Origin of the sequence: Bradyrhizobium sp. BRP19, from assembly GCF_020194195.1 — a bacterium.
Taxonomy (GTDB): domain Bacteria; phylum Pseudomonadota; class Alphaproteobacteria; order Rhizobiales; family Xanthobacteraceae; genus Bradyrhizobium; species Bradyrhizobium yuanmingense.
The window spans coordinates 113,373-136,799 of record NZ_JADYVZ010000012.1 but is presented as its reverse complement, the minus strand read 5'-3'; the positions used below and the strand labels follow the sequence as shown (position 1 = coordinate 136,799).

The 23,427-nt window shown below is 66.1% G+C and carries 17 protein-coding genes; 14 read left to right on the top strand and 3 right to left on the bottom strand.

The window, feature by feature from the left end; translation table 11 throughout:
* Positions 1 to 121 precede the first annotated feature (121 nt).
* The 9 genes from I6F36_RS28835 to I6F36_RS28795 all read left to right on the top strand — a co-directional run bounded on the left by I6F36_RS28835 (position 122) and on the right by I6F36_RS28795 (position 13,904).
* Positions 122 to 1,108 carry a D-alanine--D-alanine ligase gene (locus I6F36_RS28835; protein WP_225155735.1) on the top strand — a complete coding sequence of 329 codons (987 nt, stop codon included), beginning with the start codon at positions 122 to 124 and terminating at the stop codon, positions 1,106 to 1,108.
* 350 nt (positions 1,109 to 1,458) lie between these two features.
* Entirely contained in the window at positions 1,459 to 2,487 is a 1,029-nt protein-coding gene (locus I6F36_RS28830; RefSeq protein WP_225172657.1) for a cell division protein FtsQ/DivIB, read from the top strand.
* The gene (ftsA, locus tag I6F36_RS28825) at positions 2,484 to 3,806 is read left to right on the top strand and encodes a cell division protein FtsA (protein ID WP_225172656.1); all 1,323 of its coding nucleotides are present in this window, start codon (positions 2,484 to 2,486) and stop codon (positions 3,804 to 3,806) included. Before I6F36_RS28830 ends, ftsA begins: the two co-directional genes overlap by 4 nt.
* A gap of 87 nt (positions 3,807 to 3,893) precedes the next feature.
* Positions 3,894 to 5,681 carry a cell division protein FtsZ gene (gene ftsZ / locus I6F36_RS28820; RefSeq protein WP_074447532.1) on the top strand — a complete coding sequence of 596 codons (1,788 nt, stop codon included), beginning with the start codon at positions 3,894 to 3,896 and terminating at the stop codon, positions 5,679 to 5,681.
* A gap of 364 nt (positions 5,682 to 6,045) precedes the next feature.
* Positions 6,046 to 7,008, top strand: coding sequence for a UDP-3-O-acyl-N-acetylglucosamine deacetylase (gene lpxC, locus I6F36_RS28815; protein ID WP_109144668.1), 963 nt, complete (start codon positions 6,046 to 6,048; stop codon positions 7,006 to 7,008).
* Between the two features lie 241 nt (positions 7,009 to 7,249).
* Positions 7,250 to 8,140 (top strand): outer membrane protein assembly factor BamD, encoded by an 891-nt coding sequence (locus tag I6F36_RS28810; protein ID WP_036003576.1) that lies wholly within the window; start codon positions 7,250 to 7,252, stop codon positions 8,138 to 8,140.
* A 13-nt stretch (positions 8,141 to 8,153) separates the two neighbouring features.
* Complete coding sequence (gene recN / locus I6F36_RS28805; RefSeq protein ID WP_036003579.1) at positions 8,154 to 9,827, top strand: DNA repair protein RecN; 1,674 nt, start codon at positions 8,154 to 8,156, stop codon at positions 9,825 to 9,827.
* Positions 9,828 to 9,991: 164 nt separating this feature from the next.
* Positions 9,992 to 12,145, top strand: coding sequence for an NAD-dependent DNA ligase LigA (gene ligA, locus I6F36_RS28800; protein ID WP_225172655.1), 2,154 nt, complete (start codon positions 9,992 to 9,994; stop codon positions 12,143 to 12,145).
* A 310-nt stretch (positions 12,146 to 12,455) separates the two neighbouring features.
* On the top strand, positions 12,456 to 13,904 hold the full coding sequence (locus I6F36_RS28795; RefSeq protein WP_225172654.1) for a cell wall hydrolase: 1,449 nt from the start codon (positions 12,456 to 12,458) through the stop codon (positions 13,902 to 13,904).
* Between the two features lie 91 nt (positions 13,905 to 13,995).
* Here the strand turns inward: I6F36_RS28795 and nadC are convergent, their stop codons facing one another.
* Genes nadC through nadA form a run of 3 tightly spaced genes read right to left on the bottom strand, consistent with a single transcriptional unit; the run spans position 13,996 to position 17,607 of the window.
* Positions 13,996 to 14,874, bottom strand: a complete 879-nt coding sequence (nadC, locus tag I6F36_RS28790) for a carboxylating nicotinate-nucleotide diphosphorylase (protein ID WP_225172653.1) — start codon at positions 14,872 to 14,874, stop codon at positions 13,996 to 13,998.
* A 10-nt stretch (positions 14,875 to 14,884) separates the two neighbouring features.
* Positions 14,885 to 16,489, bottom strand: coding sequence for an L-aspartate oxidase (locus I6F36_RS28785; RefSeq protein ID WP_225172652.1), 1,605 nt, complete (start codon positions 16,487 to 16,489; stop codon positions 14,885 to 14,887).
* A gap of 11 nt (positions 16,490 to 16,500) precedes the next feature.
* Entirely contained in the window at positions 16,501 to 17,607 is a 1,107-nt protein-coding gene (nadA, locus tag I6F36_RS28780) for a quinolinate synthase NadA (protein ID WP_225172651.1), read from the bottom strand.
* 339 nt (positions 17,608 to 17,946) lie between these two features.
* Here nadA and I6F36_RS28775 point away from each other — a divergent pair, with 339 nt between their 5' ends.
* The 5 genes from I6F36_RS28775 (at position 17,947) to I6F36_RS28755 (ending at position 23,276) form a co-directional block, all read left to right on the top strand.
* Positions 17,947 to 19,200 carry an MFS transporter gene (locus I6F36_RS28775; RefSeq protein WP_057026913.1) on the top strand — a complete coding sequence of 418 codons (1,254 nt, stop codon included), beginning with the start codon at positions 17,947 to 17,949 and terminating at the stop codon, positions 19,198 to 19,200.
* Between the two features lie 42 nt (positions 19,201 to 19,242).
* Positions 19,243 to 20,229: an MDR family oxidoreductase gene (locus I6F36_RS28770; RefSeq protein ID WP_225172650.1), complete on the top strand. Its 987-nt coding sequence runs from the start codon at positions 19,243 to 19,245 to the stop codon at positions 20,227 to 20,229.
* Between the two features lie 114 nt (positions 20,230 to 20,343).
* Positions 20,344 to 20,931, top strand: coding sequence for a hypothetical protein (locus I6F36_RS28765; RefSeq protein ID WP_036028315.1), 588 nt, complete (start codon positions 20,344 to 20,346; stop codon positions 20,929 to 20,931).
* Between the two features lie 162 nt (positions 20,932 to 21,093).
* Positions 21,094 to 21,339 carry a hypothetical protein gene (locus tag I6F36_RS28760; protein ID WP_036003604.1) on the top strand — a complete coding sequence of 82 codons (246 nt, stop codon included), beginning with the start codon at positions 21,094 to 21,096 and terminating at the stop codon, positions 21,337 to 21,339.
* Between the two features lie 200 nt (positions 21,340 to 21,539).
* A complete protein-coding gene (locus tag I6F36_RS28755; RefSeq protein ID WP_109145903.1) occupies positions 21,540 to 23,276 on the top strand; it encodes a methyl-accepting chemotaxis protein in 1,737 nt (578 codons plus the stop codon).
* The last annotated feature ends 151 nt before the right edge of the window (positions 23,277 to 23,427 follow it).

Here is a 23,427-nt window from a genome sequence, read left to right as displayed (position 1 = left end):
GAGCCCGGAATCCATAGGGCGGCGGAGTTCGTGGATGAATGGATTCTCAGGTGCGCAATTGCGCACCGTAGTTCGCGACTACGTCGCGCCCCGGAATGACGGAACGAGAGAGACTATGACCATGCGCATCACCATCCTCTTCGGCGGCTCCAACCGCGAGCGTCTCGTCTCGGTTGCCACAGCCCAGGCGCTGCATCAGGCGCTGCCCGAGGCTGACCTCTGGTGGTGGGACGTCGAGGACAAGGTGCACGTCGTGCAGTCGAAGCAGCTGCTCGAGCATGCCCGCCCGTTCGAGGACGAATTCAAGCCGGGCACGCGCGGCGTCCCGCTCGCGCAGGCGCTCGACCGGGCCAAGGCTGAGGATCGCGTGCTGGTGCTCGGCCTGCACGGCGGGCGGGCCGAGAACGGCGAATTGCAGGTGATGTGCGAGGCGCGCGGCGTGCCCTTCACCGGCTCGGGCTCGGCGTCGTCGCATCTGGCCTTCGACAAGATCGCAGCCAAGCGCTTCGCCGCGCTCGGCGGCGTGACGCCGCCGGAAAATCTTGCGCTCGATGATATCGACGAGGCTTTCGCCGAGTATGGAAGGCTGATCGCAAAGCCCGCGCGCGACGGGTCGAGCTACGGCCTGATCTTCGTCAATGCCAAGCAGGACCTCGTCGCTGTCCGCAACGCAGCGAAGCATGAAGAGTACGTCATCGAACCCTACATCGTCGGCGTGGAGGCGACCTGCGGTGTGCTGGAGCGCACCGACGGCTCGATCATCTCGCTGCCGCCGATCGAGATCATTCCGGGCGAGGGCAATTTCGACTACGCGGCGAAATATCTTCTGAAATCGACCCAGGAGATCTGCCCCGGCCGCTTCGCACCCGAGATCACCGCCGCGCTTAAGGAGCAGGCGATGCTGGCCCATTGCGCAATGTCCTGCACCGGCTACTCCCGCTCTGACTTCATCGTCTCGGACAAGGGCCTCGTCTATCTCGAAACCAACACGCTGCCCGGGCTGACCAAGTCCTCGCTCTACCCCAAGGCGCTGAAAGCCGAAGGCATCGAGTTCGTCGACTTCCTGCGCGGCCTGGTCGAGCTCGCCTGCCAGCGCGTGCGGAAATAGTCAGGACTGGTTAACGGCCGGACCGGCGAAACGGGCCGGTTTGGTGGCCAAAACCGGTAAAATGCCGGACATGGCGGCGCAAATGCCAGATATCGCGAGGCAAAATGCGCAGGTCGTTAACGAATTTTACCTTTTGTTTACCAGGACGTCCGAAGGTTAACGCTGGCGGCGCATATGGCGCTTTGGCTGCCGGCGCGTGAGCTGTCGCGGGTGATGTCACCTCCAGCGAACGCTTTGAAGGGGAGAGGTTTTCTTCTGCTGAAGACCAGCACCCGGCCCGGCAAGTCCGAGACGTCATGTTCGCCAGGATCCGCGCGATGTCGCGGGCAAACTGTTGACGAGCTCGTGCAATGGATGGTGCAGGACGCCTCACCCGATCGCTTTTCGGATCGCTGAGGCCCCAAGCTGACCTGAAGGCGGCCGCTATCGGAGCGGTCGTGCTTCTGCGCGAGTGGGCGCAGGTCAAGCGCGAAGAGGCGCGCGCTGCCGCCAGGGACAAGGCCAAAGCCAAAGCCCAGGCCAAGGCCGTCGTCGAGCGCGAGCCGCCGCCGCGCCTGGTCGCGCTGGTCGAGCGCTATCTGCCGCGCCGGGTCGGCCTCAGCATGACCGTGCTGCTGTTGATCGGCAGCTGCGGCTTCGGCATCGTCAAGGGCGGCCACCTCCAGGATTTCGTCACCGCGGTCAGCGATGCCCGCAATGCGCTGGCCAATTCCGCCGGCTTCCGCATCACCTCCGTCGTCATCAACGGCCGCAAGCAGCTGACCCAGGACGAGATCCTCGCGATCGGCGGCGTCAGCGGCCGCTCCTCGCTGCTGTTCCTCGATGCCGAGGCGGTGCGCGACAAGCTCAAGGCCAATCCCTGGATCGCGGATGCGACCGTGCTGAAGCTCTATCCGGGCCAGCTCATGATCGAGCTCACCGAGCGCAAGGCGTTCGCGCTGTGGCAGGAGGCCGGCCGGCTCTCCGTCATCGCCGACGACGGCGCCGTGCTCGAGCCCTATGTCTCGCGCCGCTTCCTGTCGCTGCCGCTCGTGGTCGGCAAGGGCGCCGAGACCCAGGCCCGCGATTTCCTGGCGCTGCTGGCGCGCTACCCGCAGGTCCATTCGGTGACCAAGGCTGCGATCTACGTCGGCGAGCGGCGCTGGAACCTGCGGCTCAAGGACGGTCTCGACATTCGCCTGCCCGAGCAGGACGTCGGCAACGCGCTTGCGATGCTGTCGAAGCTCGACAAGGAGGACAGGCTGTTCTCGCGCGATATCGTCGCCGTCGACATGCGCCTGCCGGACCGGCTGGTGGTGCAGCTCTCCGAGGACGCCGCCAAGGCGCGCGAGGAGCTGTTCAAGGACAAGAAGAAAAAGAAGGCCGGGGATTCCGCATGACCGGTCTCGATCGCACCCAGACGCCGAAGACGCGCCCGATGCCGCACAAGCGCGGCGGCATCGTCGCCTGCCTCGACATCGGCACCAGCAAGATCGCCTGCATGATCGCGCGGCTGAAGCCCTCGCCGCCGAGCGATGCGCTGCGCGGCCGCACCCATGCGGTGGAATTGATCGGCTACAGCCAGATCCAGGCGCGCGGCATGAAGGCCGGCGCGGTGATCGATCTCGGCGAATGCGAGCAGGCGGTGCGCCAGGCCGTCGGGCTTGCGGAGAAGATGGCCAAGGTGCGGGTCGAGTCCGTGCTGTTGTCGGTCTCCGGCGGCCGGCTCGCCGGCCAGCTGGTCGAGGCTGCCGCCGACATTCGTGGCGGCGCCGTGACGCCGGCCGATGTCAGCCGCGTCACCTCCACCGGCATGCGCCACGCCACCGGCGAAGGCCGCACCGTGCTGCACGCCCTGCCGGTCGGCTACACGCTCGACGGTGTCAAAGGCATCCGCGATCCCCGCGGCATGGTCGCGCACCAATTCGGCGTCGACATGAACGTCGTCACCTGCGACGCCACCGTGGCGCGGAACCTGATGCTGGCGGTGGAGCGCTGCCACATCAATGTCGAAGCCATGGCAGCGAGCCCCTATGTGGCCGGACTCTCGGTGCTGACCGACGACGAGGCCGATCTCGGCGCCGCTGTCGTCGAGATGGGCGCCGGCACCACCACGATTGCCGTTTATTCGGGCGGCCGCTTTGTGCACGCGGCGGGTTTTGCGGTCGGCGGGCAACACATCACGATGGATCTTGCGCGCGGACTCTCGGCGACCATTGCCGATGCCGAGCGAATCAAGACCTTATACGGCACCGTCATCACCGGCGGATCGGACTCGCGTGAGCTGATGTCTGTGCCGACAGCCGGTGACGAGCAGGATCTGCCGCAGATCGTCTCCCGCGCCACCATCGCGAACATCGTCAAGCACCGTGCCGAGGAAGTCTTCGAAATGGTTCGGGACAAGCTGAAGGATTCGCCCTTCGCCGCAGAGCCGAACGGCCGCGTCGTGCTCTCGGGCGGGGCCTCCCAGCTGACCGGCCTCGTCGATCTTGGCACCCGGATTCTCAGCCGGCCCGTGCGGGTCGGTCGTCCGCTCGGTTTCGGCCGGCTTCCCAACGAGGCGAAGAACGCCGCGTTCGCGGTGCCGGCCGGACTTCTGGTCTACCCGCAATATGTTCACCTCGAACATGTCGAACCGCGGCATACGCGGCAGCAGATCAAGACAGGGACCGGCGGATATTTCGGAAAGGTCGGACGATGGCTACGCGAGGGCTTCTGATGACCGCTTTCCGCAATCTTCGATTTTCACCAACTCCCGCGGCCACCGGCCGGGGCGAACCCACGCGCGCGTGATCGAGAGGCAACCATGACCATCAGCATCAATGTTCCTGATATTCACGAACTGAAGCCCCGGATCACCGTGTTCGGCGTCGGTGGCGCCGGCGGCAACGCCGTCAACAACATGATCACGGCGGGCCTGCAGGGCGTCGACTTCGTGGTCGCCAACACCGACGCGCAGGCGCTGACGATGTCAAAAGCGCAGCGCATCGTGCAGATGGGCACGGCCGTCACGCAAGGCCTCGGCGCCGGCTCGCAGCCGAACGTCGGCGCCGCGGCAGCGGAAGAGGTGATCGACGAGCTGCGCGACCATCTCTCGGGCGCCAACATGGTGTTCGTCACCGCAGGCATGGGCGGCGGCACCGGCACGGGTGCAGCTCCCGTCATCGCCAAGACCGCGCGCGACATGGGCATCCTCACCGTCGGCGTGGTGACCAAGCCGTTCCACTTCGAGGGCCAGCGCCGCATGCGCACGGCCGAAGCCGGCATCTCCGAGCTGCACAAGGTCGTGGATACGCTCCTGATCATCCCGAACCAGAACCTGTTCCGGGTCGCCAACGAGAAGACCACCTTCGCCGACGCCTTCGCGATGGCCGACCAGGTGCTCTATTCGGGCGTCGCCTGCATCACCGACCTGATGGTCAAGGAAGGCCTGATCAACCTCGACTTCGCCGACGTCCGCGCCGTCATGCGCGAGATGGGCAAGGCGATGATGGGCACCGGCGAAGCCTCCGGCGACAAGCGCGCGCTGACCGCCGCGGAAGCCGCGATCGCCAACCCGCTGATCGACGACTCGTCGATGAAGGGCGCCAAGGGCCTCCTCATCTCCATCACCGGCGGCAAGGACCTCACTTTGTTCGAGGTCGACGAAGCCGCGACCCGCATCCGCGAGGAAGTCGACCAGGACGCCAACATCATCGTCGGCGCCACCTTCGACGAAGCGCTCGACGGTCTGATCCGCGTCTCGGTGGTCGCCACCGGTATCGAGCAGGCCGCGATCGCCCGCAACAGCCAGGCCACCTCCGCGCCCGTCGCCAACCCGGCACCGCAGATGCAGCAGGCTGCCGCCCCGGCCGCCGCCGCCGAGAGCCGTCTCGCCGACCTGACCGCCCGGCTGCGTGCCGACAATCAGCGTCTGGCCGAGCGCGCTCAGAAGCTGGAAGCCCAGACCCCGGCCGCCGCGCCGGCTCCGGCTGCCGCCGCGCCCCGTCCGAACGTCGAGCGTGCTGCGCTCGCCGCGATCGCCGCTGCCGTTTCCGAGGTGCCGCAGCCGCCCGCGCCACAGACTTATGGCGACGTCACCGTGCGCCCGATCGCGCAGAAGCCGACCCTGTTCCCGGAGGCCGACATGGCCCCGGTCGCGGTGCAGGAGCCGATGACGCCTGATACCTTCATCCCGCCGCAGGCCGAGCGTCCGGCCCGCGCGCCGCGCATGCCGCGAATCGAGGAGCTGCCGATGCCGGCGCAAGCCGAGATTCGGCAGGCCCGCGGCGAGGCTGAGGAGGAGACCCCGCAGAAGACCCGCCTGTCGCTGCTGCAGCGCCTCGCCAATGTCGGCCTCGGCCGTCGCGACGAGGAAAGCGAGCCACCGGTCGCGGCCCGCACCGCCGGTCCCGCCATGCCGCCGCTGCCCGAGCGCAGGCCGCAGAAGACCGTGGCGCAGCAGATCGCGTCCAACGAGCCGGTATCGGAGTATGCCCGCCGTCCCGCGCCGCAGGGTCTGGACGTCCATGGCCGCCCCGCGCCTGTTGCGCCGGCGCCACAGGGTGACGACCATCTTGATATCCCGGCCTTCCTGCGGCGGCAGGCCACCTGAGGATTGTTACAATAAGGCAGACGAAAAAAGGTCCCGGCGAGGAGCTCGCCGGGACCTTTCCTTTTGTCCCGGGCATGTCCGGATTGAGCAGTCAAACAACTGATTTTAAATGATTAATTACGGCTTCGGTGGTTCAGTAGAACTGCCGATAGCGGTCCCGAAACCCGGCGCAATTTGGTTAAGCCTTGGCGCGAATACGGCAGGTTTGGGGTAACAATCGGTAAAAAAGCGTGAGTTGGCGCTGTTTGAGGCTGCAACTATGGTTTGCCGTGACTTGGGGATACGGAGATTCGGTAGCGTCGGCTCTGGCCGGCCAAGCAGGTCTCGTATAAGTCGCAGTGGGTCTTAGTGGGGCGGGTTCCTGATGAAATTTAGCCGGCAAACAACGCTTCGTGCGCAAGCCTCTGTGGCAGGCGTGGGCGTTCATTCCGGTCTTCCCGTCACTCTCACGCTTGGGCCTGCGCCTGTCGACGCGGGTTTTATTTTTGTCCGGACCGGACTTGAGGGAAGTGACCGCGAAGTTCAGGCCACCGCCGAGCAAGTGATTGCGACTGACTTTGCCACGGTCCTCGGCGACCGCAACGGTCCGCTGGTGTCCACTGCCGAGCATGTGCTTGCTGCACTGCGGGGAATGGGTGTCGACAACGCCACCATCGAGATCGACGGTCCCGAAGTCCCGATCATGGACGGCAGCGCCGCCGCCTTCATCGCGGCAATCGACCAGGCCGGCATCGTCACCCAGCCGGCGCAGCGCCGTTTCATCCAGGTTCTGAAGCCGATCTCGGTCAAGATCGGCGACTCCTTCGGCGAGGTCAGGCCCCACACCAACGGGTTCCGCGTCGAGGTCGAGATCGATTTCACCAATCCCGTCATCGGCCAGCAGGCTTACGCCTTCGACCTCAATCCGGAAGGTTTCCGCCGTGAAGTCGGCCGGGCCCGGACCTTCGGCCTGATGTGCGACGTCGCGCGGCTCTGGAGCGCCGGCTATGCCCTCGGCGCCTCCTTCGACAACACTGTCGTGTTCGACGACGAGCGGCTGCTCAACACCGAGGGCCTGCGCTACGCCGATGAATGCGCCCGTCACAAGGTGCTGGACGTGATCGGCGACCTTTCGCTGGCCGGCCTGCCGCTGCTTGGCGCCTACCGCTCCGTGCGTGGCGGTCATAAGCTCAACCACGCCGTCTTGACGGCGCTGCTCGCCGACCGGACCGCCTGGCGGGTGGTCGAGGGCGAGGCTGCCCGCCGCACCACGCGTGCCGTGGGCGAGGTCGGTCGTGGCATCGTCGGCGGCCGGGTCGCTGCGGCCTTCGGACCGGATGTGTCCTGACGCGGCCTGTCGCCTTCGGAACGTGGTTGGCGGCCCCGGGAAACTCCTGGTAACCATGATCGGCTAGCATTACGGCAGGTTCGCCTTAATCCGGGCGAAATGCCTCCCTATCCGGTTCGTTAACGATCGTTTTCGGATACATCGGCGTGGTCGCGTGGCAGGCACCACGGTTACATTTCGCGCCCATGAGGGGTTCGTGGGCTGGCGGACACCGCATCACAGGGCGTCAGGGCTTAAACTCATGTCGGCACAGCGTATGACGCGCGGATTTTTCTCGGTCTCGTCGCGAGCCCGCGGGCTGATTCAGGCCGTCACCTTCATCGTTCTTGCGCTGCCGCTCGCCGGATGCGGCACGGGCGCGCTCTGGGACAAGTTCACCGCCAAGGATGACACCTTCGTCGAGGAGCCCGCCGACAAGATCTACAATGAGGGCCTGTACCTCATGAACGAGAAGAAGGACATGAAGGCGGCGAACAAGAAGTTCGAAGAGGTCGACCGCCAGCATCCTTATTCCGACTGGGCCCGCAAGTCGCTGCTGATGTCGGCCTATGCGTCCTATCAGGGCGGCGATTATGACGGTTGCATCGGTGCCGCCACCCGCTACGTCACGCTGCATCCCGGCAGCCCGGATGCGGCCTATGCGCAATACCTGATCGCCGCCTCCCATTACGACCAGATCCCGGACATCAGCCGCGACCAGACCCGCACCGAAAAGGCGATCGCCGCACTGGAAGAGGTGGTGCGCAAATATCCGAACTCGGAATATGCGACCTCGGCCAAGGCCAAGATCGAGGGCGCGCGCGACCAGCTCGCCGGCAAGGAAATGAATGTCGGCCGCTACTACGCCCAGAAGCGCGACTACACGGCCGCCATCAATCGTTACAAGACCGTCGTGACGCAGTACCAGACCACTCGCCATGTCGAGGAGGCGCTGTTCCGGCTCACCGAGGCCTATATGGCGATCGGCATCGTTGGCGAAGCGCAGACCGCGGCGGCGGTGCTTGGGCACAATTTTCCTGACAGCCGCTGGTACAAGGACGCCTATAATCTTGTAAAATCCGGCGGTCTCGAGCCGAGCGAGAATCAGGGGTCCTGGATCAGCCGGACCTTCAAGAAGATGGGTCTCGGCTAGGAAATTTGGTTCCATGCTGGCGCGTCTGTCGATCCGTGACATCGTCCTGATCGAACGGCTCGATATCGAATTCGCCTCCGGCCTCGCGGTTTTGACCGGCGAGACCGGTGCGGGCAAATCCATCCTGCTCGATGCCTTTGCGCTGGCGCTCGGCGGCCGCGGCGACGCCGGCCTCGTGCGTCACGGCGCGGAGCAGGGGCAGGTCACGGCCGTGTTCGATGTCCCGAAGAATCACCCTGCGACGAAGATACTGGCCGAGAATGGCCTCGACGACACCGGCGAGATGATTCTCCGGCGCGTGCAGCTCGCCGACGGCCGCACCCGCGCCTTCATCAACGACCAATCGATCAGCGTGCAGACGCTGAAGGCGGTCGGCACCGCCCTGGTCGAGATCCACGGCCAGCACGACGAGCGCGCGCTGGTCGATGCCGCCACCCACCGCCGCCTGCTCGACGCTTTTGCCGGCCTGGAGAAGGACGTCGCGGCCGTCGAAGCGCTCTGGGATGCGCGCCGCACCGCCAACACCGCGCTGGAGGAGCATCGCGCCGCCATGGAGCGCGCGGCGCGCGAGGCCGATTATCTGCGCCACGCCTCCGACGAGCTGAAGCAGCTCGCGCCCAAGGACGGCGAGGAAACCGCATTGGCCTCCCGCCGCACCACCATGATGCAGGGCGAGAAGATCGCCTCCGACCTGCGCGAGGCGCAGGAGGCGGTCGGCGGCAATCATTCGCCGGTTGCCGCGCTCTCGGCGGCGGTGCGCCGGCTGGAGCGCCGCGGCGTCAACTCGCCGGCGCTGGTCGAGCCCGCGGTAAAGGCAATCGACGCGGCGATCAACGCGCTGGAGGAGGCCGATCAGCATCTCCAGGCGGCGCTGGCCGCAACTGATTTCGATCCGGCCGAGCTCGAGCGCATCGAGGAACGGCTTTTTGCTTTGCGTGCGGCGTCTCGCAAATATTCGACCCCGGTTGACGGCCTCGCCGCGCTGGCCGCCAAATACGCCGCCGACGTCGTCCTGATCGATGCCGGCGCCTCGCGCTTGAAGAAGCTGGAGCAGGCCGCGATCGAGGCGGACAGCCGCTATGCGGCGGCCGCCAAGAAGCTGTCGCTGGCGCGGCAGAAGTCGGCCGAGAAGCTCAACAAGGCGGTCAATGCCGAGCTTGCCCCGCTCAAGCTCGAACGCGCGAGGTTCATGACCCAGGTCGAGACCGACGAGGCTGCGCCCGGGCCGCAAGGTTTCGATCGCGTCGAGTTCTGGGTGCAGACCAATCCGGGCACCAGACCGGGGCCCTTGATGAAGGTCGCTTCCGGCGGCGAGCTGTCGCGCTTCCTGCTCGCGCTCAAGGTCGTGCTGTCCGACCGCGGCTCGGCGCCGACGCTCGTCTTCGACGAGATCGACACCGGCGTCGGCGGCGCGGTCGCGGACGCCATCGGCGGGCGCCTGGCGCGGCTTGCCGGCAAGGTCCAGGTCATGGCCGTGACCCACGCCCCGCAGGTCGCCGCCCGCGCCGACCAGCACCTGCTCATCTCCAAGGACGCCCTCGACAAGGGCAAGCGCGTCGCCACCCGCGTCAATGCGCTCGCCGCCGACCACCGCCGCGAGGAGATCGCCCGCATGCTCGCCGGCGCCGAGATCACGGCCGAGGCGAGGGCTGCGGCGGAACGGCTGCTCAAGGCGGCGACGGCTTAGGCTTGTGTCCCGGACGCGCGTAGCGCGAGCCGGGACCCAGAATGCCTGCCGCGACATGGGCCCCGGCTCTGCAGCGCACCGCTGAAGGAGCGCTGCGCTGCGTCCGGGGCACGAGATTTCCACAAGCCTTTACCCTCCCGCCCGCTCCGTCGTATCCAAGCGCCATGGCCAGAGCAGCAAAATCCAAAGCAACACCGCTACGCGACGTCGTCGAGCTCACCAAGGCGCAGGCCAAGGTCGAGCATAAGCGGCTCGCCCTCGAGATCGAGGGGCACAACGAGCGCTACTATCAGGAGGACGCGCCCACCGTCACCGACGCCGAATATGACGCGCTGCGCCAGCGCCTCAACGCGATCGAGGCGCGTTTTCCCGAGTTCGTCACCGCGGACTCGCCCTCGCAGAAGGTCGGCGCCGCGCCGTCAGGACGCTTCAAGAAAGTCCCGCATGCCGTGCCCATGCTGTCGCTGGACAACGCCTTTGCGGAGGAGGACGTGCGCGACTTCGTCGGCCGCATCGTGCGCTTCCTGAAGCTCGACGACGACAAGATCGGCTTCTCCGCCGAGCCGAAGATCGACGGCCTCTCGATGTCGCTGCGCTATGAGGGCGGCGAGCTCGTCACCGCCGCGACGCGCGGCGACGGTGCGGTTGGCGAGGACGTCACCGCCAACATCCGCACGCTCGAAGACGTGCCGCAGAAGCTGAAGGGCCGCAACATCCCCGACATCTGCGAGGTGCGCGGCGAAGTCTACATGACTAAGAAGGCGTTCCTGGCGCTCAACGAACGGCAGAAGGCGGCAGGCGACACCATCTTCGCCAACCCGCGCAATTCGGCCGCCGGCTCGCTCCGCCAGAAGGACCCGACCATCACCGCCTCCCGTCCGCTCGGGTTCTTCGCCTATGCCTGGGGGCAGATGAGCGCGATGCCGGAAGACACGCAGAGCGGCATGATCGGCTGGTTCGAGCGCTGCGGTTTCAAGACCAATCCGCTCACCAAGCTCTGTCACTCGGTCGAGGAACTGCTCGCCTTTCATCATGCGATCGAGGAGCAGCGCGCGCGGCTCGACTACGACATCGACGGCGTCGTCTACAAGATCGACCGCATCGACTGGCAGGAGCGGCTCGGCTTCGTCTCGCGCACGCCGCGCTGGGGTATCGCGCACAAATTCCCGGCCGAGCGCGCCATGACGGTGCTGCGGGACATCGAGATCCAGGTCGGCCGCACCGGCTCGTTCACGCCGGTCGGCAAGCTCGAGCCGGTCGGCGTTGGCGGCGTCATCGTGCAGAACGTCACGCTGCACAACGAGGACTACATCAGGGGCATCGGCAACAAGGGCGAGGTGCTGCGCGAGGGGCGCGACATCAGGATCGGTGACACCGTGGTGATTCAGCGCGCCGGCGACGTCATCCCGCAGGTGGTCGACGTCGTCCTCGACAAGCGGCCGAAGAGCGCCAGGGAATTCCACTTCCCGAAGAAGTGCCCGTGTCCGCTGCACACCGACGTCGTGCGCGAGGAGACGGCGACGGGCGAGGAGGGCTCGCGCGCCCGCTGCACCGGCGAGTTCGCCTGTCCCTACCAGAAGATCGAGCATCTCAAGCTGTTCGTGTCGCGGCGGGCCTTCGACATCGACGGCCTCGGCGAGAAGCAGCTCCAGTACTTCTTCGACGAGGGCTGGGTGAAGGAGCCCGCCGACATCTTCACGCTGGAGAAGCGCAACGCGAAACTCAAGCTCGAGGAGATCGAAGGCTACGGCGCGACCTCCGTGCGCAACCTGTTCGGCGCCATCGAGAGCCGGCGTAAGATCGCGCTGGAGCGCTTCATCTTCGCGCTCGGCATGCGCCATGTCGGCGAGACCACGGCGCTGGCGCTGGCGCGCGGCTACGGCTCGTGGGACGCCTTCCATGATGCCTGCCTCAAGGTTGCCAAGGGCGACGAGGAGGCGATCGCGGACATGGACGCGCTCGACCAGATCGGCGACACCGTGATCAAGAGCATCGCCGATTATTTCGGCGAGAGTCACAATCGCGGCATTGTCGAACGCCTGACCAAGGAGGTCGAGATCGTCGACGCCGAGAAGCCGAAGAGCAATTCGGCCGTCGCCGGCAAGACCGTGGTGTTCACGGGCTCGCTGGAGAAGATGACACGGGATGAAGCCAAGGCGACGGCCGAGCGGCTCGGGGCCAAGGTGTCGGGCTCGGTTTCGAAAAAGACCGATCTCGTCGTCGCGGGCCCCGGCGCCGGCTCGAAGCTCGCGGACGCCAACAAGCACGGCGTCAAGGTGCTGACCGAAGACGAGTGGTTGAAGCTGATCGCCGAGTGAGGGGCGCGTTGGCCCCTCGCAACCGTCGTCATCGCACAGGCGCTCCCCCAACAGCTTCCCGTGATGGTACGCGGGGGCGCAAGAGTTCCTTCACCATTCGCGTTGACCCGATGTTTACCGCTTCACGTGAGGCCGCATTTACCAATGCGCGACGTCGCCCCGTGAAAACACCTGCATTCGCTTGAGTGTGCCGCCTGCGCAACGCCGATTAACGCCCCGGCAACCTAAATTAGATACTCACAATAAAGATCGAATTGCACGGATGTACTGAGTTCGATCGAACCAGCGTAAGCGTAGCGTGAGCGTATCGATGTCTGTGTTGCGTAACCATCCGAAGGGCGCGCGGTTCGCGTCCTTCGGCATCGGTCTCTGCATCTTCGCATTGATGCCGAGAGAGACCGGCTATCAGGACATTGCCTCGTTGCTGGCGCGCCAACCCGGCGTCGCCGAGCGGTGGCAGAAGCAGGTGTTCTCCGCTGCGTCCTCGATCCAGCTTGCCACCTACAGTTTTTCCCGCCCCATCGGCACCTCGGTTCCGCAGAGCGCGATGGTTCGGCTCGCGAGCCTCGACGGCGGCGACGTCACCGGCGCGATCCGCCGCAATCCGGCGCTTCAGGCACCGCCGCGCTACCACGCATCCGACTTTCCCAAGGTCGATCGCGCCCTGAAGGGCGATCGCCTCGCAATCGTCCCGCCGACTCAGTCGCCTGAGACGGCCGCGCCGGCTGCAGCACCGGCCAAGGAAGATCCCGCGACCTCGAACAGCTCGGTGTTCGGCGCCAAGACCGCCGCATTGCCGCCGGCGATGTCGCCGGAATCCGCGGCCCCGCTCGATCCCGAGCTGCAGGAGGCGATGCGCGCGCCGCCGCTGCCGCAATATTCCAATCCGCCGCAGGCGAGCGAGGCTGCGCGCGCGTTCGCGGTGCAGCCGCTAGAAGCGCTGAAGCGCGCCACGGCGCCGGCTGTTCCCGCGCGCGATCCTTTCAGCGTCAAGACATCGAGCCTGTTCTTCGGCAGCTCCTCGCTGGGCGGCAATCTCGAGACCATCGAGAGCTGGCAGCCCGGCGCCGAGCCGCTGATCGTGATGCCCGACCCCGACATGAAGGTGACGGCCTCGCTGACCCCGCCGACGGCGGAGATCGCCAAGGACATCGAGAGCGGCGAGAGCGTCGCGCCGAAGGGCGAGGTCAACGCCGACAACCAGCGCGGCAAGTCGCCGGCGGAGCGACTCGCGCTCGACGACAAGTCGCGCGCCAAGTCCGAGAAGTGTCTTGCCGAAGCCGTCTATTTCGAGGCCCGCGGCGAAGCCGTGCGCGGCCAGATTGCGGTGGCGCAAGTGGTGATGAACCGCGTCTTCTCCGGCAAATATCCTGACACCGTATGCGGCGCGGTCTACCAGAACAAGCACCGTCACCTGGCCTGTCAGTTCACCTTCGCCTGCGACAACAATGCCGACGTGATCCGCGAACCCGAAATGTGGGAGCGCGCCAAGAAGATCTCCAAGGCGATGCTCGACGGACAGATCTGGCTGCCCGAGGTCGGCAAGTCCACGCATTACCATGCCTATTGGGTCCGCCCGTCCTGGGTCGCCGAGATGAAGAAGCTGTACAAGACCGGCGTGCACACCTTCTATCGGCCGCGCAATTGGGGCGACGGCAGCGAGTTGCCGAGCTGGGGCACGCCCGCGCAAACCGCCGCGCTCTCCGCCGCGCTCGCGCAGGAAGCCAAGAGCTCCGCGGAGATGGCCGAGCGGCGGTAGTTTTCTTACCTCGCCCCGCTTGCGGGCATGTGCGAAGAGAGGCCCCTCACCCCAACCCTCTCCCCGCAAGCGGGAGAGGGAGAAGAATTCGTCACGCCTCGATGTCCAGCGCACAGTCGAAATTCGGCGCAGAATGCGTCAGGGCGCCGGCCGACGCATAGTCGACGCCGGTGGCCGCGATGGCGGCGATCGAGTCCAGCGTGACGCCGCCGGACGCCTCCAGCGCGAGGCGGCCCGCGTTGAGCCTCACCGCCTCGCGCAGCGTCGCAAGGTCCATATTATCGAGCAGCACCGCATCGGCCATCCCGCTCTCGAGCACCTCGCGCAGCTGCGCCAGCGTGTCGACCTCGATCTCGATCTTGACGAGATGGCCGGCATGGGCGCGGGCGCGCTCCAGCACCGGGCGGATGCCGCCGGCCACCGCAATGTGGTTGTCCTTGATCAGGATCGCATCGTCGAGCCCGAAGCGGTGGTTGAAGCCGCCGCCGCAGCGCACCCCGTATTTCTCCAGCGCCCGCAATCCCGGCGTGGTCTTGCGCGTGCAGCAGATGCGCATCCTGGTGCCTTCGGTGCGGGCGACATAGTCCGCGGTGAGCGTGGCGATGCCCGACAGCCGGCCGACGAAGTTCAGCGCGGTGCGCTCCGCCGTGAGAATGGCGCGCGCCGGGCCCGAGATCGTCAGCACGTGCTGGCCGCGCGCAACCCGCGCGGCATCGCGGACATGTGCGCGCACCTCGATCTCGGGCGAAAGCTTCTGCAAGGTCGCGAGCGCCAGCGGCAATCCGGCGATCACGCCGGACTGGCGCGCGACCAGGATGGCTTGCGCGCGCGTCGCCTCCGGGATCGTCGCCAGCGAGGTGATGTCGCCGGCGCGGCCGAGATCCTCGTCGAGCGCGCGCTCAACGGCCGCCTCGATCGCCAGCGGCGAGAGGAAGGCATCGGGATAGAGCAGTGAGGTCGGGGTGATCATGGGGCCTCCTTCAGGCGATCATGGATTGCGCAAGGCGTGGCCGCGGGCGCTCGTCGAGGCTCTCCGCGACCTCGCGCGCCGCGGCGAGCGTGGTCATCGTTCTCTGCGCCAGCGCTGGGTTCTCGGCCGGATGATCGGAACGGCAATGCGCACCGCGGCTTTCGCGCCGCGTCCAGGCCGCAGCGGCGACGAGCAGGGCCGAAATCGCCATGTTGCCGAGGACGCTGCGTCCGGCCTCGCGCTCGAGCCTGACGAAATGGCGCACGGCTTGCGCAAGCCCATCACCGTCGCGGATCACGCCGACATGCGCGCTCATCATTGCGCGCAGCCGCTTCACCTCCGCAGCATCCGGCGTGCCGGCGCGTGGTGTCACCAAAGACTCGGGAAGGCGTGCCGGCGGGGGCACAGTGCGGCCGGCGATGTCGTCGGCAATGCGGGCGGCATAGACGACGGCTTCGAGCAGGGAATTCGAGGCAAGCCGGTTGGCGCCATGCGCGCCCGTGGAGGAGACTTCTCCGGCGGCCCAGAGACCGTCGATCGAGCTGCGACCGCGCGCGTCCACCGCGATGCCGCCCATGTGGTAATGCGCGGCCGTCGCGATCGGAATCGGCTGCGCCGCGGGATCGATGCCGGCAGCGATGCAGCTCGCATGCACGGTCGGAAAACTCGTCGGGAAACGCGCGCCCAGCGCCTGTCGCGCATCGAGGAAGGCGCCGCGCCCGGCCGCGATCTCGGCGAACACGCCGCGCGCCACGATATCGCGCGGCGCGAGCTCCGCGAGCGGGTGGCGGGCGCTCATGAAGCGCTCGCCGTTGCCATTGATCAGCGTTGCACCTTCGCCGCGCAGGGCTTCGGTGGCGAGCGGTGCCGGGTCGCGGCCGACCATGATGGCGGTCGGGTGGAACTGCACGAATTCAGGATCGGCAATCACGGCGCCGGCGCGGGCGGCGATCGCAAGGCCCGAGCCGCTCGCTTCCGACGGGTTGGTGGTGACGGCGTAGAGATGGCCGAGCCCACCGGTCGCAAGCACGACCGCGCGCGAGGCGAGCACGAGCGGCCGTGCCGCGGGATTGCCGGCCTCGCGCAATTGAAGCCCGGTGACCGCGCCGTCCTCGGTCAGCAGTGCTTCGGCGACGAAGCCTTCCATCAGGCGGATCGAGGGCGTGCGGCGCACAGCCTCGCTCAAGGCCGCGATGATTGCGGCGCCGGCGCCATCGCCGCGCACATGCACGATGCGACTCGCGGAATGCGCAGCTTCGCGTCCGACCACAAGCCTGCCGTCGAGATCGCGGTCGAACGGCACGCCATAGGCGAGAAGATCGTGGATGCGCGGCGCAGCCTCCCGCGCAATGCCGAGCGCAACGGCTTCGTCGACGAGGCCGCCGCCGACCGCGACGGTGTCGGCAGCGTGTGCCTCCGGCGTATCACCTTCGGCGACGGCCGCCGCGATGCCGCCTTGCGCCCATGCCGAGGACGCACCGTGCCCGAGCGGGGCCGCAGAGATCAAGGTCACTGGCCGCGGCGCGAGCTTGAGCGCGCAGAACAGTCCGGCAAGGCCGCCGCCGACGATGACGACGTTGTCGGTGCTGGCGAGGTCGTGGATGTCGTGTTGCATGTTGCTCGCCCTCAATTTCTCAGATTCATCATGCGCTCGACCGAGTGCCGCGCGCGTTCCGCGAGCGCGGGGTCGATCGTCACCTCCTCGCGAAGCGTCAGCAGGCTTTCCAGGACGTTGGCGAGCGTGATGCGCTTCATGTGCGGGCAGAGATTGCAGGGGCGAAGCATCTCCACGTCGGGCAGCTCGGCCCGGACATTGTCGGCCATCGAGCATTCCGTGATCATGACGAGCCGCCGCGGCCGCTTCGCGCGTACCCAGTTGATCATGTGCGCGGTCGAACCGGTGAAGTCGGCTTCCGCCAGCACGTCCGGCGGGCATTCCGGATGCGCGATGATCTGCACCGACGGATCGGCCTCGCGAAAGCTCCGCAGCTCTTCGCCCGTGAAGCGCTCATGCACCTCACAGGCGCCTTTCCAGGCGATGATCTTCACGTCGGTCTTCGACGCCACGTAAGTGGCGAGGTATCGGTCGGGCAGGAAGATCACGGTCGGGGCGTTCAGGCTCTCGACCACCTGCACCGCGTTCGAGGACGTGCAGCAGATGTCGACCTCGGCCTTCACCTCCGCCGAGGTGTTGACATAGGCAACAACAGGCACGCCGGGGAATTTCTCCCGCAGCAGCCGCACGTCCGCACCGGTGATGCTGGCGGCGAGCGAGCAGCCCGCGCGCGAATCCGGGATCAAGACGGTCTTGTCCGGATTGAGCAGCTTCGAGGTCTCCGCCATGAAGTGCACGCCGCATTGGACGATGATGTCGGCCTTCACCTTGGTGGCTTCGACCGCGAGCTGGAGCGAGTCGCCGCCGATATCGGCGACGCAGTGGAAGATCTCCGGGGTCTGGTAGTTGTGGGCGAGGATGACCGCGCCCCGCGCGCGCTTGAGCTCGTTGATCGCGTGAATCGTCGGGGCCATCAGCGGCCATTCGATCGGCGGGATCACGTGCCTGACGCGGTCATAGAGCGGCGCGGTGGCGCCTTCGACCGCCGGCGACCATTCCAGGGACGGCATCGGCCATGTCGGTCCCGGAGGCACCGGGACGGGGTGCGGGGAGACGGTGGGTTGCCCTTGCGGCCGGTTGGCAAAGTCGTCGCGACCGTAAATTCCAGTGATCGGCATTGAAGCCTCCCAAGTGCTGCCATTAGGTGTGGCGGTTATGCTCAGTTTGAGAATATAGTGGGCCCGAGAAAACCGGCCGAGCAGGCCGGACAGAAGCCATATATACTCAATATGAGTAAATCAGGCATAGCACGCACGCGCGAGTATCGCTAGGGCCTGCCGCACACATTCCCGTCACCGCGCACCTGTCAGGCGAGGTCGGATTGAAACGCAATGCTCCCGCGTCAGCTCTTCGTTGAATGCAATCGTTTTTGCCTTGGGATTTTCATGCATATGCATTAAACGGGCTGTCCCGCGGCTGCTGATTTGCGGCTCCGCCAAGGACAGACGAGGACAACCATGTCGACACAGATCGGCGAGCTCGCACCGGCCTCGCGCTCCTCCAACTGGCGTACCCCGGCCGTCATCATCCTCTGCGGTTGTGCCATCGGCATGCTCGGCTTCGGTCCGCGCTCGGCGCTCGGCTTCTTCGTGCAGCCGATGAGTCACGAATTCAGCTGGGGCCGTGACGTGTTCGGCCTCGCCATCGCCGTGCAGAATCTGTTGTGGGGACTGGGCCAGCCGTTCGCCGGTGCGGTCGCGGATCGCTTCGGCCTGTTCCGGGTGATGTGCGTCGGCGCGCTGCTCTATGCCGGCGGGCTGCTGTTGATGCGCTATTCCTCGACGCCGCTGTCGCTCAACATCGGCGCCGGGGTGATGATCGGCTTTGGCCTCGCCGGCTGTTCGTTCAATCTGGTTCTGTCGGCCTTCACCAAGCTCTTGCCCGCGGAGAAGCGCGGCATCGCGCTCGGCGCCGGCACGGCGGCGGGTTCGTTCGGACAGTTCCTGTTCGCGCCGATCGGCGTCGCCTTGATCGACAATTTCGGCTGGCAGCAGGCGCTCTCCGTGTTCGGTTTCCTGATGCTGCTGATCATCCCGCTCTCGCTGGCACTCTCGACGCCGCCGGTGACAAGCGTGAACAGCGCAACGCCCGCGGATGACCAGACCATCACCAAGGCGCTTGCCGAAGCTTTCGGTCATCGCTCCTACGTGCTCCTGGTGCTGGGCTTCTTCACCTGCGGCTTTCAGCTCGCCTTCATCACCGTGCATCTGCCGGCGTTCCTGGTCGATCGTGGTATCACCGCACAAACCGGCGGCTGGGTGATCGCGGCGATCGGCCTGTTCAACATCATCGGATCGCTCAGCGTGGGGTATCTCCAGAACTACCTTCCCAAGCGCTACATCCTCTCGGCCATCTACTTCACGCGCGCGCTGGCGATCCTCGCTTTCATCTCGTTCCCGATCACGCCGTTCTCGGCGATCGCGTTCGGTGCAATCTCCGGCCTGACCTGGCTGTCGACGGTGCCGCCGACCTCGGCGCTGGTGGCGCTGATGTTCGGAACGCGCTGGCTCGCGACGCTCTACGGCTTTGCCTTCGTCAGCCATCAGGTAGGTGGCTTCCTCGGCGTCTGGCTCGGGGGCATCGTGTTCGAAAAGTTCGGGTCCTACACGCCGATCTGGTGGCTCTCGATCCTGTTCGGCGTGCTCTCGGCGCTGATCAATCTTCCAATCGTCGAGAAACCGGTCCAGCGGGTGGTTGCGCAGCCGGCCTGATCAGCTAAACATCCCCGACAAACAAAGTCAGGGAGTTCAGTCGTGGCCACATTCAAGGCTGTCAGGATCGACAAGGCGGACAAGGGCACCACCGCGCAGCTCGCGCAGTTCGACGAAACCGAGCTGATGGAGGGCGACGTCACCGTCCGTGTCGAATGGTCGACGCTGAACTACAAGGACGGCCTTGCGCTCACCGGCAAGGCGCCGGTGGTGCGCCGCTTCCCGATGATCGCCGGCATCGATTTCGCCGGCACGGTCGAAGCCTCCTCGCATCCACAGTGGAAGGCGGGCGACAAGGTCGTTTGCACCGGCTGGGGCATGGGCGAGACCCATCTCGGCGCCTATGCCGAGAAGGCGCGGGTGAAGGGCGACTGGCTGGTCGCTCTTCCGCAAGGGCTATCGGCGCGCGATGCCATGGCGATCGGCACCGCCGGCTTCACCGCGATGCTCTCGGTGCTGGCGCTGGAGAAGCACGGCATCTCGCCGAAGAGCGGCCCGGTCGTGGTGACGGGCGCTGCCGGCGGCGTCGGCTCGGTCGCGATCGCCGTGCTCTCGAAGCTCGGCTACCACGTCATCGCTTCGACCGGCCGGGCCTCCGAGGCCGACTACCTGAAGCAGCTGGGGGCTGCCGAGATCATCGATCGCAATGAATTGTCGGCCCCGGCAAAACCCCTCGCCAAGGAGCGCTGGGCCGGCGGCGTCGACAGCGTCGGCTCGACCACCCTCGCCAACCTGCTTTCGATGACGAAATATGGCGGCGCGATCGCGGCCTGCGGCCTGGCCGCCGGCATGGACCTGCCGTCCTCGGTGGCGCCGTTTATTTTGCGCGGAGTGTGCCTTCTCGGCATCGATTCCGTGATGTGCCCGATCGAGCCCCGGAAGGCCGCCTGGCAGCGCTTGGCCTCCGACCTGGACCGAACAAAACTCTCTGAAATTACTGAGGAAATTTTGCTCGACGAGGTTCAGGGCTGGGGCGCGAAAATCCTCGCCGGCCAGGTTCGCGGCCGCGTCGTGGTAAAAATTGTCTGACGGCGTTCAGACTTTACCAACCAAGCTGCTTCAATCTCGCCATGGTTCGTATGGTAAGCAGCGGGTAAAGAGATAAAGGCATCGCCCGCTGCGGGGGTTGGTTCGGAGTTGAGCATGCTTGCGCGTATTGTGTTGGGGGCTGTCACGGCGGCAGCGACGTTTGCGCCGGCCATCGCTGGAAGCATGAACGCCGACGAGGCGCGCCGCTTCGTGGCCGGCAAGGTGTTCGCCTTCACCTGTTTCGACGGCACCCGCGGTGCAGGCCGCATCCTCGACGATCTCGGCGCCGCCGGTGCGGTGCAATTCTCGGGCTCGGGCCCGGTCAAGCACCTCCGACTTCCCGGCAATACGCTCCAGATCCGCGGCCAGAACGTCTGCGCCTCGATCAAGGGCATTCCGTTCGAGCCCTGTTTCAACCTCGAAAAGACCGACGATCGCAGCTTCCGCGGCTCGGTGTCGGGCATGGGCTTCGCCTATTGCGACTTCCGTCACCAGGGCGGCAACCAAATGCTGATGGCGCGCGCTGCGGCGCGGCCGCGCTCGCTGCACAAGCCGGAGCACACCGGCACGGTCGCCGCCTCGACCACCGAGGTAGCCGCGCGCGTCGAGACGCCGCGTGTCGAGGGCAGCCGGCTCGAGCCGGTGAAGTCCGAGCCGGCGAAGAACGAGGGACCGCTGGAGCTGCGCCGCTCCACGCAGTGAGTTCGTCTGCGCGAGACAACCCGCGCCATTGATCGTCGAAGGCATCATCGAACATCAAGCCGCCTGCGCCGTAGTCATACGGACGGCGGCTTTCATGCCTTGGTAGCTGTTCGGGCCGCAGTTTGCGCGCGCCGGGGGGCGGTCCCACGCAAGGGTTCAACCATGTCGCTCTATTTCTTCCGCATCAGCACCGGCCGTTATTCCGGCGCCGCCGACCTGCCGTACGAGTTCGAGGATCGCGCAGCCGCCTGGACCGAGATGACCGAGGTGTGCGCCAATCTGCTCAGCGGCATCGCGCGCGGCCTGAAGCCGAACGCCGAGTGGTGCATGGAGCTGCTCGATGAGGACAAGCAGCCGGTCTTTCGAATCAGCCTCGTCGGCGAGGCCATCGGATGTAAAGCGTCCTAGCTCCGACTTGAAGCTGCAATTTACAACTATGACGGGATCGTTTCCTTTCGCGCTCAATCATTTAGCGTGCAAAGTCAGTATTTCTGCGAGGGATTTCGTTAACCAAATCGGAATGTGAGAAGCTCATTTTTTGGGCAATGGCGCAGTCAGGGGAAGCCGACAATGACTCGGCTGCGCGTTCCTTCGGGGGAAGCATGCCCATGTTGAGCCTAGTTCAGAATCTGAGGATCGGGACCAAGCTGGCGATTGCGTCGGCGCTCGGTGTGCTCCTGGTTGGGGCCATGATTGCAAGCCAGATGCTCGGCAATGCGGGAATTCGCGAGAGCAGCCAGAGCGCGCTTGCGCAGCAGCAGATCGCGCGCGACGCAGTCAAGGCCGAGGCTGCGGTTCGCGGCATGCAGCTCGCGGTACGAGACCTTCGTCTTGCCAATAGCCCGGCTGACATTCAGAAGGCCGTCCAGAATCTGGGCGACCGGCAAAAATCGACGAATGCGCTGGTCGATGAAATGCTGAAGCTTTCTCACGAGGCGGAGAACCGCGCTCGGATGGAGAAACTGAGATCGCTGGCTGCGAATTACGAAAAGGCCGCGCAGCAGATCGCCGGCGTGCGCGGCGAAGCCCTGGCCGCCAGCGGTGCAGACGGAGCGGCCCGCGCTGCGAAGCTCAATGAAGACGTCGTTCGCATCGCACGCGAGGTGACCCTGCCGATTGCCGGCGAGCTCGACGTGCTGATCGGCCAGATCGCCGACTACGCAAGGCACAAATCCGAGGAGAAGAATTCCGCGGCCGCGGCCCAAATGAGATCGAGCGAGCAGCTTGCGATCCTGGTCGGCACACTCGCCATGCTCGTCCTCGTCGGCTCCTGGCTGATGTCGTTCCTGACTATCGCGCGGCCGATCCGTGCGCTCACGGTCGCCATGGACAAGCTCGCCGGCGGCGATTTCTCCGTGGTTCTGCCCGGTCTCGGCCGCAAGGACGAAGTCGGCGGCGTCGCGGCGGCCGTTGAAAAGTTCAAGGTCGTCTCGGAGCAGAAGGCGCGCGAGGACGCCGAAGCCAAGATCAGGCAGGACCAGATTGCGTCCGCGCAGCGCAAGGCCGAGATGCACAAGCTGGCTGACAGCTTCGAAGCCGCGATCGGTGAGATCGTCGATACCGTGTCCTCGGCCGCGACCGAGCTGGAAGCTTCCGCCTCGACGCTGACCGCGACCGCGGCGCGCGGCCAGGAGCTCACGACCATGGTTGCTGCCGCTTCCGAGGAAGCGTCCACCAACGTGCAGTCGGTCGCGTCGGCGACCGAAGAGCTGTCGTCGTCGATCACCGAGATCAGCCGGCAGGTGCAGGAATCCGCCCGCGTCGCCGGCGATGCGGTGAACCAGGCTCGCACCACGACCGATCGCGTCGGGGAGCTCTCCGCTGCTGCGGCGCGGATCGGCGACGTGGTCGAGCTGATCAACACCATCGCCGGCCAGACCAATCTCCTGGCGCTCAATGCAACCATCGAGGCCGCGCGCGCCGGCGAGGCAGGCCGCGGCTTTGCCGTCGTCGCTTCGGAGGTCAAGGCGCTTGCCGAGCAGACGGCGAAGGCGACCGGCGAGATCGGCCAGCAGATCGCCAGCATCCAGACCGCCACCGAGCATTCGGTCGGCGCGATCAAGGACATCAGCCACACCATCGAGAAGCTGTCGGAGATCTCCTCGACCATCGCAGCCGCGGTGGAAGAGCAGGGGGCCGCAACGCAGGAGATCTCCCGCAACGTGCAGCAGGCGGCGACGGGCACCCATCAGGTGTCGTCCAACATCACCGACGTGCAGCGCGGCGCGAGCGAGACCGGTTCGGCATCCTCGCAGGTGTTGGGCGCCGCGCAATCGCTGTCCGGCGACAGCAACCGGCTGAAGCTCGAAGTCGGAAAGTTCCTCGATACCGTGCGCGCGGCCTGACACGTGCCTTTTCGCGAGCGTCCGCATCGTAACGGCCGGTGCGGCTGCAACAGAGAGTTGCAGAGAAACCACGATCGCTGCGCACGAGCCGTATTTTTACGTAGCCTCCTGTTAACGCCTGTTTGCGATTATGGGCGCAATCCTTCGGGAA